Below are 14,245 nucleotides of genomic sequence, written 5' to 3'. Positions count from 1 at the left end.
TCTTCTTGGGATGGCATGGCTTTTTTATAGAGGTCAAAGCCCTAAAGCCTGACGAATCGCCTCACTCCACAATTCGCCTAACCGGACCGCTCCTTTCTCATTCGGATGAAGATAGAACACTCCGGCGTTACCCTTCTCCGCTTGGAAATCTGTCAAATGGTTTTCCTTAAAGTAATCAAATCCCTTCGTATCTCCCAGAAAGACTTGTCCGGGAAAATGAGACGCATAATAATCGACTAATCGTTGTATTTGCGGATAATAATCTTGGAGCCTTCGTAAGCCTTCTTCCAAATATTTAGCCCCATTATACGTATTCGGGCTATACCATAAAGGACGATGTACCACAATACGGCAATTCGGGTATAAAGCTAATAAGCGATTGATAATTGTCTTCATATTCTCATAATACCGCTCGGGCGCTACCGGGCAGCCGTTCGTGCCTTCTATCGCGCTATCGTTCGTCCCCAGCATAATAGAGAATACCAAATCCGCCCAAGTCTCATCCTTAAATTTATCGGCAGCACGTACGGCCCACGGGAAAAGCGTATTCGTATCCGGCAAATAATCAACGGTAGTGCATCCGCTCTGTCCTCTATTGGTATACTTGACTGAAGCCACCTCCGGGCACTTGCTTAAAAACAACGCAGCCTTTACAGGAGGCGCATCATGGACAGGCTTCGGTAACCCGGCGCCAAACGTGATACTATTCCCGATAAATACGATATTCACATAACGTTTATTGTTTGCGGCTGAAGCAGACCAACACATAACGATACTTATTAAAATACATATGACTCCCTTAATTTGTCTCATGGCTCCCATTCAATTGATTCTCCTGCGAAGGTAAGAATAATTTGATTATCTCGGGATGTTTTTCAAGCCAAACACGGGCTGATCGCGATTCCGTACGTGTCCCGTCTTCCATATAATACATCAATTCGCTCAGTTGTTCATCGGTTAACTTAAAGTTCTTGAAAAAAGAGGCTGCATATGGATCTTTCTTAGAGAATCCTTTCGTAGCGATAACCTCGATATGCTCCGAGTCTCCAAATTCCTCTTTCGGGTCTTCCAAGAATTTTAACGGATAACGTGAGAACATCCAATGAGGGGTCCATCCGGTAACCACGATCCATTCGTTCGCATCAATCGATTTCTTCAAGAAAGCAACCATCGTAGCCCCACTGGAAGATTTCAAATCAAAATCCAAAGAATAATCTTGAACCGCCTTATCCGCCGAGTTCATCAAACCGGCGCCGGCATCGATCCCTATAATCTCACCTTTAAACTGATCTTTATGGGCATTCAAATCCTCGATGGAACGAATGGTAACGTACTCCGGAACTACCAAGCCCAATTTCGCATGCTCATAAACCGTTCCGAGTGTCTCAAGCCGGTCACCGTATTGTTCCATATAATCCGCATGGGTCACCGGTAACCATGCATCCATGAACACATCCGCTTTTCCCGAAGCGACAGAAGTAAAGATCGGGGCGATATCCGCATTTTTTAATGTTACCCGATATCCTTGATCCTCTAATATCACTTTGGCTAAGTTGGTCATAGCAATGCCCTCCGCCCAATTAGCGTACGCTATCGATATTTTCTTTCGATCCTTGCTATCCACACAACTGAAAATAAATTGTAAGGTCACCAAAAGCATACAGCATCCAATAATAATCGTAAATCGTCTCATATATCTATTTCTTTCTTTTCTATGTTTCTTATTTCTTTTGTTTATTCACTTTACCTTTCGCCCAGCCCTGCGTAATACGATCCAAGATAATAGCCAAGATAACGACCGCTATACCTCCTTCGAAACCTAAACCTATTTTCATTTGGGTAATTCCTCGCAAGACAATCTCACCCAATCCTCCTGCCGAGATCATGGCCGCTATAACTACCATAGAAAGTGAAAGCATGATCGTTTGATTCACTCCCGTCATGATCGTTGGCAAAGCCAATGGCAATTGCACCTTATAGAGCAACTGAGTGGAAGTAGCGCCAAATGAGCGGGTAGCCTCCACAATATCGGCCGGGACTTGACGGATTCCCAGATCGGTCAACCGCACAACCGGAGGCATGGCAAAAATCACCGTTGCAAAGGCGCCGGGTACCGGACCTAAACCAAAAAACAAAACGGCAGGTATCAAGTAGACGAAAGCGGGCATCGTTTGCATCAAATCCAAGACCGGATGGATGATCTTATCCGCCCGGTCACTACGTGCGGTCCAAATTCCTAACGGAACTCCGATCATCAAGGCGATAATGGTAGAAGACAGTACCAAGGCCAAAGTCTGCATCGTTTCCACCCAGAAACCCATTCCGTAAATTAACAATAGACCCAATGCCGTGAACACGCCGACTCCTTTTCCTGCCTTGAACCAAGCCAACAATGCCAAGCCCAAAATCATCACATAAAACGGAATCCAAGTCAGCCCATCTTGAAAAGTATCGATAAATCCTCCGACCCCATCATTTATCACATCAAAAAAACGAGCGAAATGCTCAGTCAGCCAATTAATGGCAATCTCTATATATTTTCCTATATTTATCATAATTCTATCGCATTTTGAACAATTTGATCTATTTCCTCTTTATCCTTCCCCGTCATCTCGATTATAATCGATGAAGTAGAAACCAAGCCAGCCAATTGGTTGGCCTCATTAACGACCGGTAAGGCCTGCCGGATCTCCGGTAACAAAGGAAGCATATCCTCAACCGTCGTGTTTTCCAGAACCGAAGGCACCTCTTTCATCACAATCGACGAGAGATCATGATTCCCCGCTTTCCGAAGAGCCAAGACATCTTTCAAACGAACCTCGCCCAGAAATTGCCTATTCCCATCCACGACCGGCAATACATATAAGTTTTTCTCTTTCATTTTCCTCAACACGGTCTCCGGGCCATCTTTACGGATACGAGCGACAACCGGCTGGGTTATCATAATCGATGAGGCCGTAACGATACGTCCACGATCTACATTTTCCGTAAATCTAGAGACGTAATGATTGGCCGGGTCTGTCAAGATCTCCTCAGGGGTACCTACTTGCACGACCTCCCCGTCTTTCATAATGGCGATACGATCCCCCAACTTAATCGCCTCGTCAAGATCATGCGTAATAAAGATGATCGTTTTTTGCATCTTCTCTTGTAGTTTCAATAGCTCATCCTGCATCTGTACACGGATCAATGGGTCTAAGGCAGAAAAAGCCTCATCCATCAAGAGCACCTCGGGATCATTCGCGATCGCACGGGCCAATCCGACACGTTGCTGCATACCTCCAGACAACTCGCTAACCTTCTGGTTCTCGTATCCTTTTAACCCTACTAGGGCTACACTTTCCACAGCTTTCTGGTCTCTTTCTTTTTTAGGAACCCCTTGTAACTCCAAGCCAAAAGCGATATTACTCAATACCGTGCGATGGGGCAGCAATCCAAAATGCTGGAAAACCATAGCCATTTCCTTACGCCGTATATCCAATAATTCTTTATCCGAGGAAGTCGTTATGTTTTTTCCGTTGATAAAGACTTCTCCCAAAGAGGGTTCGTTCAATCGGTTAATACAACGTAACAGCGTAGATTTTCCACTTCCGGAAAGTCCCATTATCACAAATAACTCCCCTTCCTCAATCTTTAGGTTCGCATTACGTACAGCTACCGTGCAACCCGTTTCTTTCAAAATGTTTTGTTTACTTTTTCCCGCTACTAGCATTCTTTTCGCACGCATTTTCTCCGGGCCGAAAAGAATAGATAAATTCTTTATTTCTATTTTCGTCATATAAAATCCTTGATTACAGGTATGATACAAAAAGATTAGGCCATAAGTCCAGAATTTCTTATGGCAAAACATAAACCAAAAGCATGTATAAGTTAATGCTTATTATGGAAATTGACTACAACCTAAATCATCTCTTATATAGACAACCGAATTTCAAAGAGTTTTGTTCACTAGTTTTTCCAACTATTGGGTCTTTTCATAGGTAAAGTGAAAATAAATGTAGAACCAAATCCTTCTTCGGAAATCACTGAAATATTACCGCCCATTTTTAATACCAGACCTTTACAAATTGCTAATCCCAATCCGACTCCTTGCTCAAAATCGCTTAATTGCACGAATCGGGCAAAGATATTATCCAATTCATCCTTGGGAATGCCACAACCTGTATCCGAGACATAAAACTTAACCATTTTCCCCTCATCCTCAAGCGTATATCCAAACCAGATACTACCTTTCTTGGTATGCTTAACCGCATTCGTCAATAAATTCATGCAGATTTGCCATAATCGATTTCGATCTATATTAAATATGATATCGGGACATGCATCCAAGGTTATTTCCACCCCTTCCGGCTTACGTAATTGTATGGAGTTATATAGATCTTTCATAAAGGAAGGTAAATAAACATCCATATAAGTAAATGTCATCATATCAGACTCGATTCTGGAAATATCCAAAACATCATTGACTATACTTAAAAGTAAATCATTGTTCATCTTGATCAAGCTAATATAATTTTGACGCAATTCCAAATCCTCCTCCACTCCTAACAAATCAGAGAAACCGACAATAGCGTTCAATGGCGTACGGATCTCATGGGTCATATTTGCTAAGAAAGTTGACTTAAGCATATCCGCCTCCTCCGCTTTTTCCTTGGCACGGATCAAGTCCTCCTCAAACTCCAATCGTTCTTGATCATCGATCATACAACCAACAATCAAATTCGGGAAACCATTCTCATCTTTCTCATGCGTCTTACCGATCACCTCATAGATCCGATAGGTGTTATCATCGTTCTTTAGACGAAAATCTATTTTATATTCATCCAATTTATTCGTACGGATCGTATTGAATAGATAGAAAAAGTCGCCAGAATCGTCCGGGTGACGAAGTTGCGGCAAAGCCTGACAGATGAACTGATTACGTTTCAATAAACTATTGGTCGTGCCATAAAACTGGAAACAACGGTTACAATGTACTTTATCGCAAGACTTAAATCGGCTGAAATTAAAAGAATAAGTCGTAATCTTGCTATTCTGCAAAGCAAGCTCCATCATCATCCGACTTTCGGACAACTTACTGCTTAACGCCTCATTCGCTTTCTCCTGCTCAACGAGCTCCGATACATTCCGTATATAAATAATCACATACCGGTCATGTACAGGTACCAACCGTAGTTTAAAATAAACGATCGGAGCGTTATGTCCCGGAATCGATAAATCTAAATTCATGATCTCCGACTTATTCAAGCAACTTTGCACGATCGCAGCCACACGACGCTTAGTCTCATCCGGATAAATGAAACCCGGAAGATCATCGATACGCCGATTGATCGACTCTGGTGTTATACAAGTCTCCATAGCATAAGCGATAATCCTCTCTACAACCAGTTGCTTGTTTACCAAAAGGATCGTATCAGGAACCGCTTCCGCCATCTTTTGCGACATGTCCGTCAATTCCTTCAATTCCCGGTCATAACCGGCTGCCTCCTGCCCGACCGCCGGATTACCCGTTAATAATAAGGTATATCCAAGAATCTCTCTATTCTCATTCATTGAGGGGATGATAGAATACGGTACAGGCAAAGAACCGGAAACCACGCTTCCCCCACGCAGATATTGTTTTTGAAGATCGGTCAACAAATCTGTACGAAAAAGATTATTTAATAAGAAGTCCGCTTCATTCGTAAAAGGAAATTTCTCGTTTAAGGACTTATTTATATCAATTAGCGCACCGTTTTTATCATACAGAGCACCTCCCATGGGATAATATGTAAAAAAATCTGTCAGCAAACGCTGTTTTACCTCGGAAACCTCCATATACTTTCTTTATTAACATCAATAAGTTACAAAGAAATAAAATCTTTGAAAATCAGAGAAATTTTAAAGCATAAACTTTAGGTCTATTTCACAAGAAAATCAGTCTCTTTACTAAAAAGCAACAACAAACCTTCACTTACGCTTGTTACTTAACAAACAAATTAATTATAATATGAAAGCATTAATAGGTAAAAAGGCACCGGAATTCCACGCTCCGGCAGTAGTGAATGGCAATGAGATCATCGAGGATTTCTCTTTGGAACAATATGTAGGCAAGAAGTATGTAGTCATGTTTTTCTATCCGATGGACTTTACATTCGTTTGCCCGACAGAATTACATGCCTTCCAACAAAAGTTACAGGAATTCGAAAGACGTAACGTAGCGGTGGTTGGTTGCTCCGTCGATTCTCAATTTTCTCATTTCGCATGGTTAAACCAAGATAAGAATAAAGGAGGTATCCATGGGGTGACTTATCCACTCGTATCCGATTTTTCCAAAACCATCTCTGAAAACTTTGGCGTATTGGCCGCTGATTATATTACGAACGAAAGTGGAGAACTTATCTCCAGAGGAAATCCGGTCGCTTACCGGGGTCTGTTCCTGATTGACAAAGAGGGCTTGATCCGTCATTATGTAATCAACGATTTACCATTAGGCCGTAACGTAGACGAGGCTCTCCGTATGGTCGACGCCTTACAGCACTTCGAAGAATATGGCGAGGTTTGCCCGGCAAATTGGTCCAAAGGAAAAGACGCCATGAAAGCGACAAACGCAGGAGTCTCTAATTATTTAAGCCATCATTGATATATTGCAAGAAAGGGGGCTAGGCCCCCTTTTTTATACTATTGAGACAATCGTTTACACTTTCCCGAGATATGCGAGATATCTAGACGTAAGATATTAGTCCGGTAAAAAGATTTCTCAATATACTTTTCGCCGATCTCCTTAAACGCCGATGAATATTTATTCACGAGTAGCCGCAAGGCATACCGACGCTCTTCTTCCGGCAAATCCAAATGCATCTCTCCAAAAGCGATAGTGCTCTCGTAACCTGTCGTGAATTTTCCCGGAACGATTTGTGTAGCGCCAACTACCGTGAAACTCACTTTCGGGTTTTCTCGTAGACATTCCAGCTTATACCCTTCCGGAGCGCAATGGAAATAAATAGAATCCCCTTCCTTTACATAATTGATCGGGATTCCATACCCATACCCATTTATCCCCGACATGGCCAAAAAACCATATTCCGCCTCCTCCAATAAACGAATTGCCAACTCATTATCCAAAATCCGGTCTTTTCGTCTGATCTCTCTAAACATAGGTCTAATTTATTTATAAACGAGTATAATACACTAATCGTGGCAAATCTAAAAAAAAATAATATACATTTGCGTCATAAAGTTGACACATGATAAATATTATAGATCTATGAGAGCAAGAATAACCTTATTATTATTCGCCATTCTTTACAGTTTCACTTGTCTGGCACAAACTAATTTTGAAAAACACTTCACGAAGAAAAGTCTCCGGATTGATTTCGCATTGAGTGGAAATTGGGATTTCCAAGCCGCCGCTATACAACAACTCCGGGAAGAACCTGTCTGGGCGGGGCCGGTCAAAAACTTGATCGATCCGTTTGGTTATGGAGGGTATTATATTAATGTATATGATAAAGCCGGTAAAGAGTTGATCTACTCACGAGGATTCAATACGTTATTCGAAGAATGGAGAAGTACGGAGCAAGCGAAGACCGAGACACAATCTTGGACAAATAGCATCTCTATCCCCTATCCGAAAGCTCCTGTCATCATTGAGATTACGGCAAGAGACAAGGCCGACATGCAGTTCCATCCTTTATTGAAACAAGAGATTGATCCGGCCAGTATTTTTATTGACCGGGGGAAACTCAAGGAAAACCGGATCACAAAAATCCGATATAACGGGGATTCCTCCGGGAAAGTAGACCTCGTATTCTTAGCGGAAGGTTATACGGCGGATGAGCAAGAGAAATTCGTAGCTGATGCCAAACGTTTTACGGAGGCATTGTTTAAAACCCCGCCTTATGACACTCGCCGGGAAGATTTCAATGTCTGGGCGGTAGATGCCGTTTCGGAAGAATCGGGAACAGATGTATCCGGTAAAGGTATATTCAAGAATACCGCGTTGAATTCCGGTTATTATACATTCGGTGTAGATCGCTATTTAACCACCCCGGATATGAAGTCTATACGTGACGCCGTATGGAACGCTCCTTGCGACGCAATCTTCATCTTGGTAAACACGGACGCTTACGGTGGTGGCGGTATGTATAATTTTTATGCCATGGGAACCGCCGATAACCCACGTACCCCGGTCGTATTCGTTCACGAGTTCGGACATAGTTTCGCTGGTCTAGCCGATGAATATTTCAGTTCCGAGGTCGCTTATCAAGATTTTTATAATTTGAAGTACGAGCCTTGGGAACCGAACATCACGACCTTGGTTAACTTCGATGCTAAATGGAAAGATCTTCTACCGACTAATACACCGATACCTACCCCATTAGATGACGCCCATAAGGATAAGGCAGGCGTATTCGAGGGAGGCGGTTACATCGCTAAAGGCATTTATCGCCCGATGGATCACTGTATGATGCGTGATTACGCTCCATTCTGTCCAGCTTGTAGCCGGGCGATCTTAAAGATGATCGATTACTTCACGGATAAACCGATAAAACATTAACAAGGAAAGAGCGGGTACCCTAATAGCTTTGTTACATCAACTATTAAGATACCCGCCAGCACTAACCTATCAACATTTATTTCATCATCGGAACTTCTATCAAAAGAACTTTAGCGTGCTTCAAGACTTCTATCGTAATGCCATCGGTTTCCCAGAATCCGGCCCCGTCACGCTTAGACAGGATCGTATTACTTACCTCCACCTCTCCGTCGATCACGAATAAATAAACCCCATTATTTTTACTATGTAGCTTATACTCCTTTACTTGACCGGCATCTAGGTTTCCTAAAGAGAACCAAGCGTCTTGGTTGATCGACGCAGGAGCGCTACCGTCCGGAGCGATGATCAAGGACAACTTATTCTTTTCCGAAGTAACCGGACGCACGTCATAACTGGCATAATGAGGCTTGGTATTCTCCTCACGGGGAAATACCCATATTTGCAAGAACTCCAATTGTTCATTACCGCTGTCGTTGAACTCGCTATGCACGATACCGGTACCGGCGCTCATCACCTGAATATCTCCCGGCGTAATCACCTCGCTATTCTTTATGCTATCCCCATGGCGTAAATATCCCTTTAACGGGATGGAGATAACCTCCATATTCTTATGTGGATGCATATCGAATCCCTCACCCGGCGCCACGGAATCATCATTCAATACACGTAGCATCCCGAAATGAACCCTTTCCGGATTGTAATAATTAGCAAAGCTAAACGTGTGATGTGTTTTCAACCAACCGTGATTCGCATACCCTCTGGATTGAGCCTTATCAACTACAACTCTCATATTTTCCTCCTTTTTAAATCTACATTAATAACAAATCCATAACTATAAATGTTGCGGGACGCATATTTCGAACATTTCATGTAAACATGTGATTCATATATGAACAGAAATCGCTACTTTTGCACAATTAAAAAAACTCATCCTGTAAATATAAAATCTTATGGCAATCTACTTAAACGATGTATCGAGAACATTTGGTGAGTATTTACTTATTCCCGGTTTAACCACCAAAGAATGTATTCCCGCAAACGTTTCATTGAAAACGCCACTTGTGAAATTCAAGTCTGGCGAGAAATCCGCTATTGAATTAAATATTCCTTTCGTTTCAGCGATCATGCAATCGGTTTCCGGCCCTAAACTGGCGATCGAGTTGGCTCGCAACGGAGGACTTTCCTTCATCTTCGGCTCGCAACCGATCGAGAGCCAAGCGGATATGGTTCGCAAAGTAAAGAAATTCAAGGCCGGATTCGTTATCAGCGACTCTAACCTTACGCCCGAGAATACCTTGGCCGACGTGCTTGAGCTAGTCCGCCGGACAGAACATTCTACGATTGGTGTGACAGATGATGGTACGCCTAACGGCAAATTGCTAGGTATGGTAACCAGTCGCGATTACCGTGAAGGCAAAGACCCGATCGACATGAAGGTGAAAGATTTCATGACCCCGTTCGCTAAACTAATCGTTGGCGAGCTAGGCATGACCTTGAAAGAGGCGAACCAGATTATCTGGGATCATAAGTTGAATACATTGCCAATCATCGACAAGGATCAGAAGCTTCAATACTTCGTATTCCGCAAGGACTACGATAGCCACCGTGAGAATCCGAAAGAGTTATCCGGCGGAGATAAGAAATTATTAGTAGGTGCCGGTATCAACACCCGCGACTATAAGGAACGTGTTCCGGCATTGGTAGAGGCTGGCGTTGACGTATTGTGTATCGACTCTTCCGACGGCTATTCCGAATGGCAGTACGAGACCTTGCACTGGATCAAGGATACCTACGGAGACAAGGTACTGGTTGGTGCCGGAAACGTGGTTGACCAAGATGGTTTCAACTACTTGGCTGACGCCGGAGCGGATTTCATCAAGGTAGGTATCGGTGGTGGTTCCATCTGTATCACCCGTGAGCAGAAAGGTATCGGTCGCGGACAGGCTACCGCCTTGATCGACGTAGCGAAAGCTCGTGACGAGTATTTCAAGAGACACGGCGTTTATATCCCTATCTGTAGCGATGGTGGCTTGGTACACGATTACCATATGGTATTAGCGTTGGCTATGGGTGCCGACTTCCTGATGATGGGCCGTTATTTCGCCCGCTTCGACGAGTCTCCTACGAAGAAGATGAAAATCGGAAACAACTTCGTGAAGGAGTATTGGGGTGAGGGATCTAACCGTGCGAAGAACTGGCAGCGCTATGACATGGGTGGAAACGAGTCCTTGAAATTCGAGGAAGGCGTGGACAGCTATGTACCGTATGCCGGAAAATTGAAAGATAATTTAAACGTAACATTGGGTAAGATGATCGCTACGATGTGTAGCTGCGGTTCCATCTCTATCCAAGAGTTGCAGCAGCATGCCAAGATCACGCTTGTCTCCTCTACGAGTATCGTTGAGGGTGGCGCTCACGACGTGATCCTGAAAGAGCAGAATTAATTACAATATGTATTCTAGTAGAGGCGTGGCACGCTACGTCTCTACTATTTACACATTCAAATAATTTACCATGAAAAATCTATTACTTACAGTTATCCTTTTGTGTTTTTGTTTGCCATTCGTAAAAGCCGCCGATCAAAAGATGATCTTAATCTCAACCAATGAGACGGACTTGATTTTACAAGTAGCCCCCAACGGACGGCTCTACCAAACTTATCTAGGGAATAAATTAGTAAACGAATCCGAATTTGAGAACCTCTCATGGAATATCCAAGCCGGAACGGATGGCAGCGTATCAACCCGTGGATGGGAAGTATATCCTTGCTCAGGAGCGGAAGATTATTTCGAACCGGCTTTCGCCATCCAGCATAACGACGGAAACATGACTAGCATATTCAAGTATGTTTCCAGCGAATCTAAGAAACTAGACAATAACGTTACGGAGACAATTATCTCCCTGAAAGACGATGTATACCCAGTGGAGGCTAAATTACATTATGTAACCTTCGCTAAAGAAAACGTGATCAAGGCTTGGACTGAGATTCGTCATATGGAGAAAAAACCGGTCACGATTACCCAATACGCTTCCAATATGCTTTATTTCGAGAGTCCTCGCTATGTATTGACCGAGTTTAGCGGTGACTGGGCCAAGGAAGTACAGATGAGCAGCCAAGACTTGAAATTCGGGAAAAAGATTATCGATACGAAACTAGGCTCCCGTGCCGCCATGCACGCTTACCCGTTTTTTGAGATTGGGTTAGGTGCCCCGGCCAGCGAGAATACAGGAGATGTTTTAATGGGAACGATCGGTTGGACTGGAAACTACCGCTTTACGTTCGAGGTGGACAACGCCGGTAACCTTCGTGTCATCTCCGGCATCAATCCCTATGCGTCCGCCTATGAATTGAAACCGAACGAATGGTTCGTCACTCCTGAGTTTATCTTTACATTGAGTAATCAAGGAACCGGAAAAGCCAGTCGTGATATCCATGATTGGGCACGTAATTACCAGATCAAGGATGGTAAAGGCGATCGCCTTACCCTACTGAACAACTGGGAATCGACCGGTTTCAATTTCAACGAGAAGAAATTGGAGGAACTAATGAAAGAAGCCAAGCATCTAGGTGTAGATATGTTTTTGCTGGATGATGGTTGGTTCGCTAATAAATACCCTCGTCAAAACGATAAGGCCGGATTGGGCGATTGGGAGGTTACACACGATAAGTTGCCAAACGGCATTCCTCATCTGGTGCAGGTCGCTAAAGATGCCGGCGTGAAATTCGGTATCTGGATCGAGCCGGAGATGGTAAACCCCAAGAGCGAACTTTTCGAGAAACACCCGGACTGGGCGATCCATCTACCGAATCGTGAGACCTATTACTATCGCAATCAACTTGTCTTAGACTTAAGCAACCCGAAAGTACAGGATTATGTATTCAGCGTGGTGGATAATATCATGATCGAGAATCCGGATCTGGCTTTCTTCAAATGGGATTGCAACAGCCCGATTACCAATGTCTATTCCCCCTATCTTAAAGAGAAGCAGAATCAATTGTATATCGACCATGTACGAGGTGTCTATAACGTATTCAAACGGGTAGCCGAGAAATACCCTCACCTACCGATCATGCTTTGCTCCGGTGGGGGTGCCCGCTGTGATTACGAGGCATTGAAATATTTCACGGAATTCTGGTGCAGCGACAACACCGATCCGATCGAGCGTTTGTATATCCAATGGGGATTCTCCCAGTTCTTCCCGGCAAAGGCAATGTGCGCCCACGTGACTAGCTGGAACAAGAATACCTCCATCAAGTTCCGTACCGACGTGGCCATGATGTGTAAGATGGGCTTCGATATCAGCTTGAAGGAAATGAACGATGACGAGATGAAATACTGCCAAGAAGCAGTTGCCAACTACAAACGTCTAAAGGGCACGATCCTCGACGGCGATCTGTACCGTCTAGTCTCCCCTTACGATACCAACCATTCATCCGTGATGTACGTGGATAAGGCAAAAAGCAAATCCGTCCTATTCGCTTATGATATCCACCCTCGCTTCGGAGAAAAGACTTTCCCCGTAAAGCTACAAGGATTGGACCCGAATAAGAAATATAAGGTACAAGAGATAAACCTCATGCCGGGCCAGAAATCGACCTTGGTTACCGACGGAGGTACCTTCAGCGGAGATTTCTTGATGAAAATAGGAATGAACGTGTTCTCTACGGCTCATGCCCATAGCAAGGTCATAGAGCTGACCGAGGCTCACTAACTAAATTGTCAACAGAGAATGGACATTATCCGCGAGATAACCCCACTATCGGAAAAGGACTGCTTTTACATCGTAGACCGGCGTAAGACAGAATTTACCTATCCGATCCATTGCCACTCGGAGTACGAGCTCAATTTCATTGAGCACGCTCCGGGGGTAAGGCGTGTGGTCGGTGACTCTGCGGAAGTGATCGGAGAATACGAGTTAGTATTGATAACCGGGAAAGAACTGGAGCATGTCTGGGAGCAGAACGCATGTAAATCGCCTTTGATCCATGAGATCACGATCCAGTTCTCTCCCGATCTCTTCGGGAAGAATCTATTGGAGAAAAACCAATTCAACAGTATCCGGAAAATGTTGGAGAAAGCCCAATGCGGCATCAGTTTCCCGATGTCTTCCATCCTGAAGGTTTACCATTTACTGGAAAAGCTGGTTTCCGAGGAGCAAAGCTTTTATGCGGTCATCAACTTCTTAACCATCTTATATGAGCTTTCTGTCGAGGAGAACTACAAAGTATTGGCCAGCTCCTCATTCGCTAAAATAACAGATATCCATTCCGAGAGCCGTCGTATCCAGAAAGTACAAAATTACATTAACGAACGATACCAACAGGATATCCGCCTAAACCAACTGGCGGAACTCGTAGGTATGGCCCCTTCCGCTTTCAGCCGTTTCTTCAAGTTGAGGACCGGGAAGACCCTCTCCGACTATATCACCGATATCCGTATCGGTTACGCCGCCCGCATGCTGGTGGACACGCAACGATCCATCGCGGAGATTTGTTATGACTGCGGCTTCAATAACCTCTCGAACTTCAACCGTATCTTTAAGAAAAAGAAAAACTGCTCTCCCAAAGAGTTCCGGGATAACTACAAAAAGACAAAAATCATTGTATAAGAGACCTTTTTAACAGGGATAAATACATATCCCCCCTATTTCTATACAAAATCCCCCCTTCTCTTTTCCTTCACACATCTATCTTTGCGACCAGTC

Annotated in this window: 12 protein-coding genes; 5 read left to right on the top strand and 7 right to left on the bottom strand. The window is 43.8% G+C overall.

Features of this window, described 5'->3' with window-relative positions; genetic code table 11:
* Nucleotides 1-33: 33 nt before the first annotated feature.
* From HMPREF0999_RS20640 to HMPREF0999_RS20620, 5 genes are all read right to left on the bottom strand, one after another.
* A complete protein-coding gene (locus tag HMPREF0999_RS20640; RefSeq protein WP_029257275.1) occupies nucleotides 34-813 on the bottom strand; it encodes an SGNH/GDSL hydrolase family protein in 780 nt (259 codons plus the stop codon).
* The gene (locus tag HMPREF0999_RS20635; RefSeq protein ID WP_009276816.1) at nucleotides 800-1,693 is read right to left on the bottom strand and encodes a glycine betaine ABC transporter substrate-binding protein; all 894 of its coding nucleotides are present in this window, start codon (nucleotides 1,691-1,693) and stop codon (nucleotides 800-802) included. Before HMPREF0999_RS20635 ends, HMPREF0999_RS20640 begins: the two co-directional genes overlap by 14 nt.
* Before the next feature lie 28 nt (nucleotides 1,694-1,721).
* Complete coding sequence (locus HMPREF0999_RS20630) at nucleotides 1,722-2,555, bottom strand: ABC transporter permease (RefSeq protein WP_009276815.1); 834 nt, start codon at nucleotides 2,553-2,555, stop codon at nucleotides 1,722-1,724.
* Nucleotides 2,552-3,778 (bottom strand): glycine betaine/L-proline ABC transporter ATP-binding protein, encoded by a 1,227-nt coding sequence (locus HMPREF0999_RS20625; RefSeq protein WP_008781005.1) that lies wholly within the window; start codon nucleotides 3,776-3,778, stop codon nucleotides 2,552-2,554. Before HMPREF0999_RS20625 ends, HMPREF0999_RS20630 begins: the two co-directional genes overlap by 4 nt.
* Before the next feature lie 170 nt (nucleotides 3,779-3,948).
* Complete coding sequence (locus HMPREF0999_RS20620) at nucleotides 3,949-5,817, bottom strand: sensor histidine kinase (RefSeq protein ID WP_009276814.1); 1,869 nt, start codon at nucleotides 5,815-5,817, stop codon at nucleotides 3,949-3,951.
* A gap of 172 nt (nucleotides 5,818-5,989) precedes the next feature.
* Here HMPREF0999_RS20620 and HMPREF0999_RS20615 point away from each other — a divergent pair, with 172 nt between their 5' ends.
* Entirely contained in the window at nucleotides 5,990-6,622 is a 633-nt protein-coding gene (locus HMPREF0999_RS20615; protein ID WP_008774437.1) for a peroxiredoxin, read from the top strand.
* 38 nt (nucleotides 6,623-6,660) lie between these two features.
* Here the strand turns inward: HMPREF0999_RS20615 and HMPREF0999_RS20610 are convergent, their stop codons facing one another.
* The gene (locus HMPREF0999_RS20610) at nucleotides 6,661-7,137 is read right to left on the bottom strand and encodes a pyridoxamine 5'-phosphate oxidase family protein (protein ID WP_009018635.1); all 477 of its coding nucleotides are present in this window, start codon (nucleotides 7,135-7,137) and stop codon (nucleotides 6,661-6,663) included.
* A 109-nt stretch (nucleotides 7,138-7,246) separates the two neighbouring features.
* On the opposite strand from HMPREF0999_RS20610, the gene HMPREF0999_RS20605 reads away from it, so the two are divergent.
* The gene (locus HMPREF0999_RS20605) at nucleotides 7,247-8,539 is read left to right on the top strand and encodes a M64 family metallopeptidase (protein WP_009276813.1); all 1,293 of its coding nucleotides are present in this window, start codon (nucleotides 7,247-7,249) and stop codon (nucleotides 8,537-8,539) included.
* 76 nt (nucleotides 8,540-8,615) lie between these two features.
* On the opposite strand, the gene HMPREF0999_RS20600 is transcribed toward HMPREF0999_RS20605, so the two are convergent.
* On the bottom strand, nucleotides 8,616-9,329 hold the full coding sequence (locus HMPREF0999_RS20600; protein ID WP_009276812.1) for a pirin family protein: 714 nt from the start codon (nucleotides 9,327-9,329) through the stop codon (nucleotides 8,616-8,618).
* 160 nt (nucleotides 9,330-9,489) lie between these two features.
* Between HMPREF0999_RS20600 and HMPREF0999_RS20595 the strand changes: the two genes are divergently transcribed.
* From HMPREF0999_RS20595 to HMPREF0999_RS20585, 3 genes are all read left to right on the top strand, one after another.
* The gene (locus HMPREF0999_RS20595) at nucleotides 9,490-10,983 is read left to right on the top strand and encodes an IMP dehydrogenase (RefSeq protein WP_005855263.1); all 1,494 of its coding nucleotides are present in this window, start codon (nucleotides 9,490-9,492) and stop codon (nucleotides 10,981-10,983) included.
* Nucleotides 10,984-11,053: 70 nt separating this feature from the next.
* Nucleotides 11,054-13,252 carry an alpha-galactosidase gene (locus tag HMPREF0999_RS20590; RefSeq protein WP_005855262.1) on the top strand — a complete coding sequence of 733 codons (2,199 nt, stop codon included), beginning with the start codon at nucleotides 11,054-11,056 and terminating at the stop codon, nucleotides 13,250-13,252.
* An 18-nt stretch (nucleotides 13,253-13,270) separates the two neighbouring features.
* Complete coding sequence (locus HMPREF0999_RS20585; RefSeq protein ID WP_009276811.1) at nucleotides 13,271-14,149, top strand: AraC family transcriptional regulator; 879 nt, start codon at nucleotides 13,271-13,273, stop codon at nucleotides 14,147-14,149.
* Nucleotides 14,150-14,245: the final 96 nt, after the last annotated feature.

Origin of the sequence: Parabacteroides sp. D25 (assembly GCF_000307475.1) — a bacterium.
GTDB lineage: Bacteria > Bacteroidota > Bacteroidia > Bacteroidales > Tannerellaceae > Parabacteroides > Parabacteroides distasonis.
This window is presented reverse-complemented; position numbering and strand designations above follow the sequence as displayed.

Bases quoted from the DNA above. Each gene is read 5' to 3' on its own strand.
- HMPREF0999_RS20640 (WP_029257275.1), bottom strand. From the start codon at position 813: ATGAGACAAATTAAGGGAGTCATATGTATTTTAATAAGTATCGTTATG.
- HMPREF0999_RS20635 (WP_009276816.1), bottom strand. From the start codon at position 1,693: ATGAGACGATTTACGATTATTATTGGATGCTGTATGCTTTTGGTGACC.
- HMPREF0999_RS20630 (WP_009276815.1), bottom strand. From the start codon at position 2,555: ATGATAAATATAGGAAAATATATAGAGATTGCCATTAATTGGCTGACT.
- HMPREF0999_RS20625 (WP_008781005.1), bottom strand. From the start codon at position 3,778: ATGACGAAAATAGAAATAAAGAATTTATCTATTCTTTTCGGCCCGGAG.
- HMPREF0999_RS20620 (WP_009276814.1), bottom strand. From the start codon at position 5,817: ATGGAGGTTTCCGAGGTAAAACAGCGTTTGCTGACAGATTTTTTTACA.
- HMPREF0999_RS20615 (WP_008774437.1), top strand. From the start codon at position 5,990: ATGAAAGCATTAATAGGTAAAAAGGCACCGGAATTCCACGCTCCGGCA.
- HMPREF0999_RS20610 (WP_009018635.1), bottom strand. From the start codon at position 7,137: ATGTTTAGAGAGATCAGACGAAAAGACCGGATTTTGGATAATGAGTTG.
- HMPREF0999_RS20605 (WP_009276813.1), top strand. From the start codon at position 7,247: ATGAGAGCAAGAATAACCTTATTATTATTCGCCATTCTTTACAGTTTC.
- HMPREF0999_RS20600 (WP_009276812.1), bottom strand. From the start codon at position 9,329: ATGAGAGTTGTAGTTGATAAGGCTCAATCCAGAGGGTATGCGAATCAC.
- HMPREF0999_RS20595 (WP_005855263.1), top strand. From the start codon at position 9,490: ATGGCAATCTACTTAAACGATGTATCGAGAACATTTGGTGAGTATTTA.
- HMPREF0999_RS20590 (WP_005855262.1), top strand. From the start codon at position 11,054: ATGAAAAATCTATTACTTACAGTTATCCTTTTGTGTTTTTGTTTGCCA.
- HMPREF0999_RS20585 (WP_009276811.1), top strand. From the start codon at position 13,271: ATGGACATTATCCGCGAGATAACCCCACTATCGGAAAAGGACTGCTTT.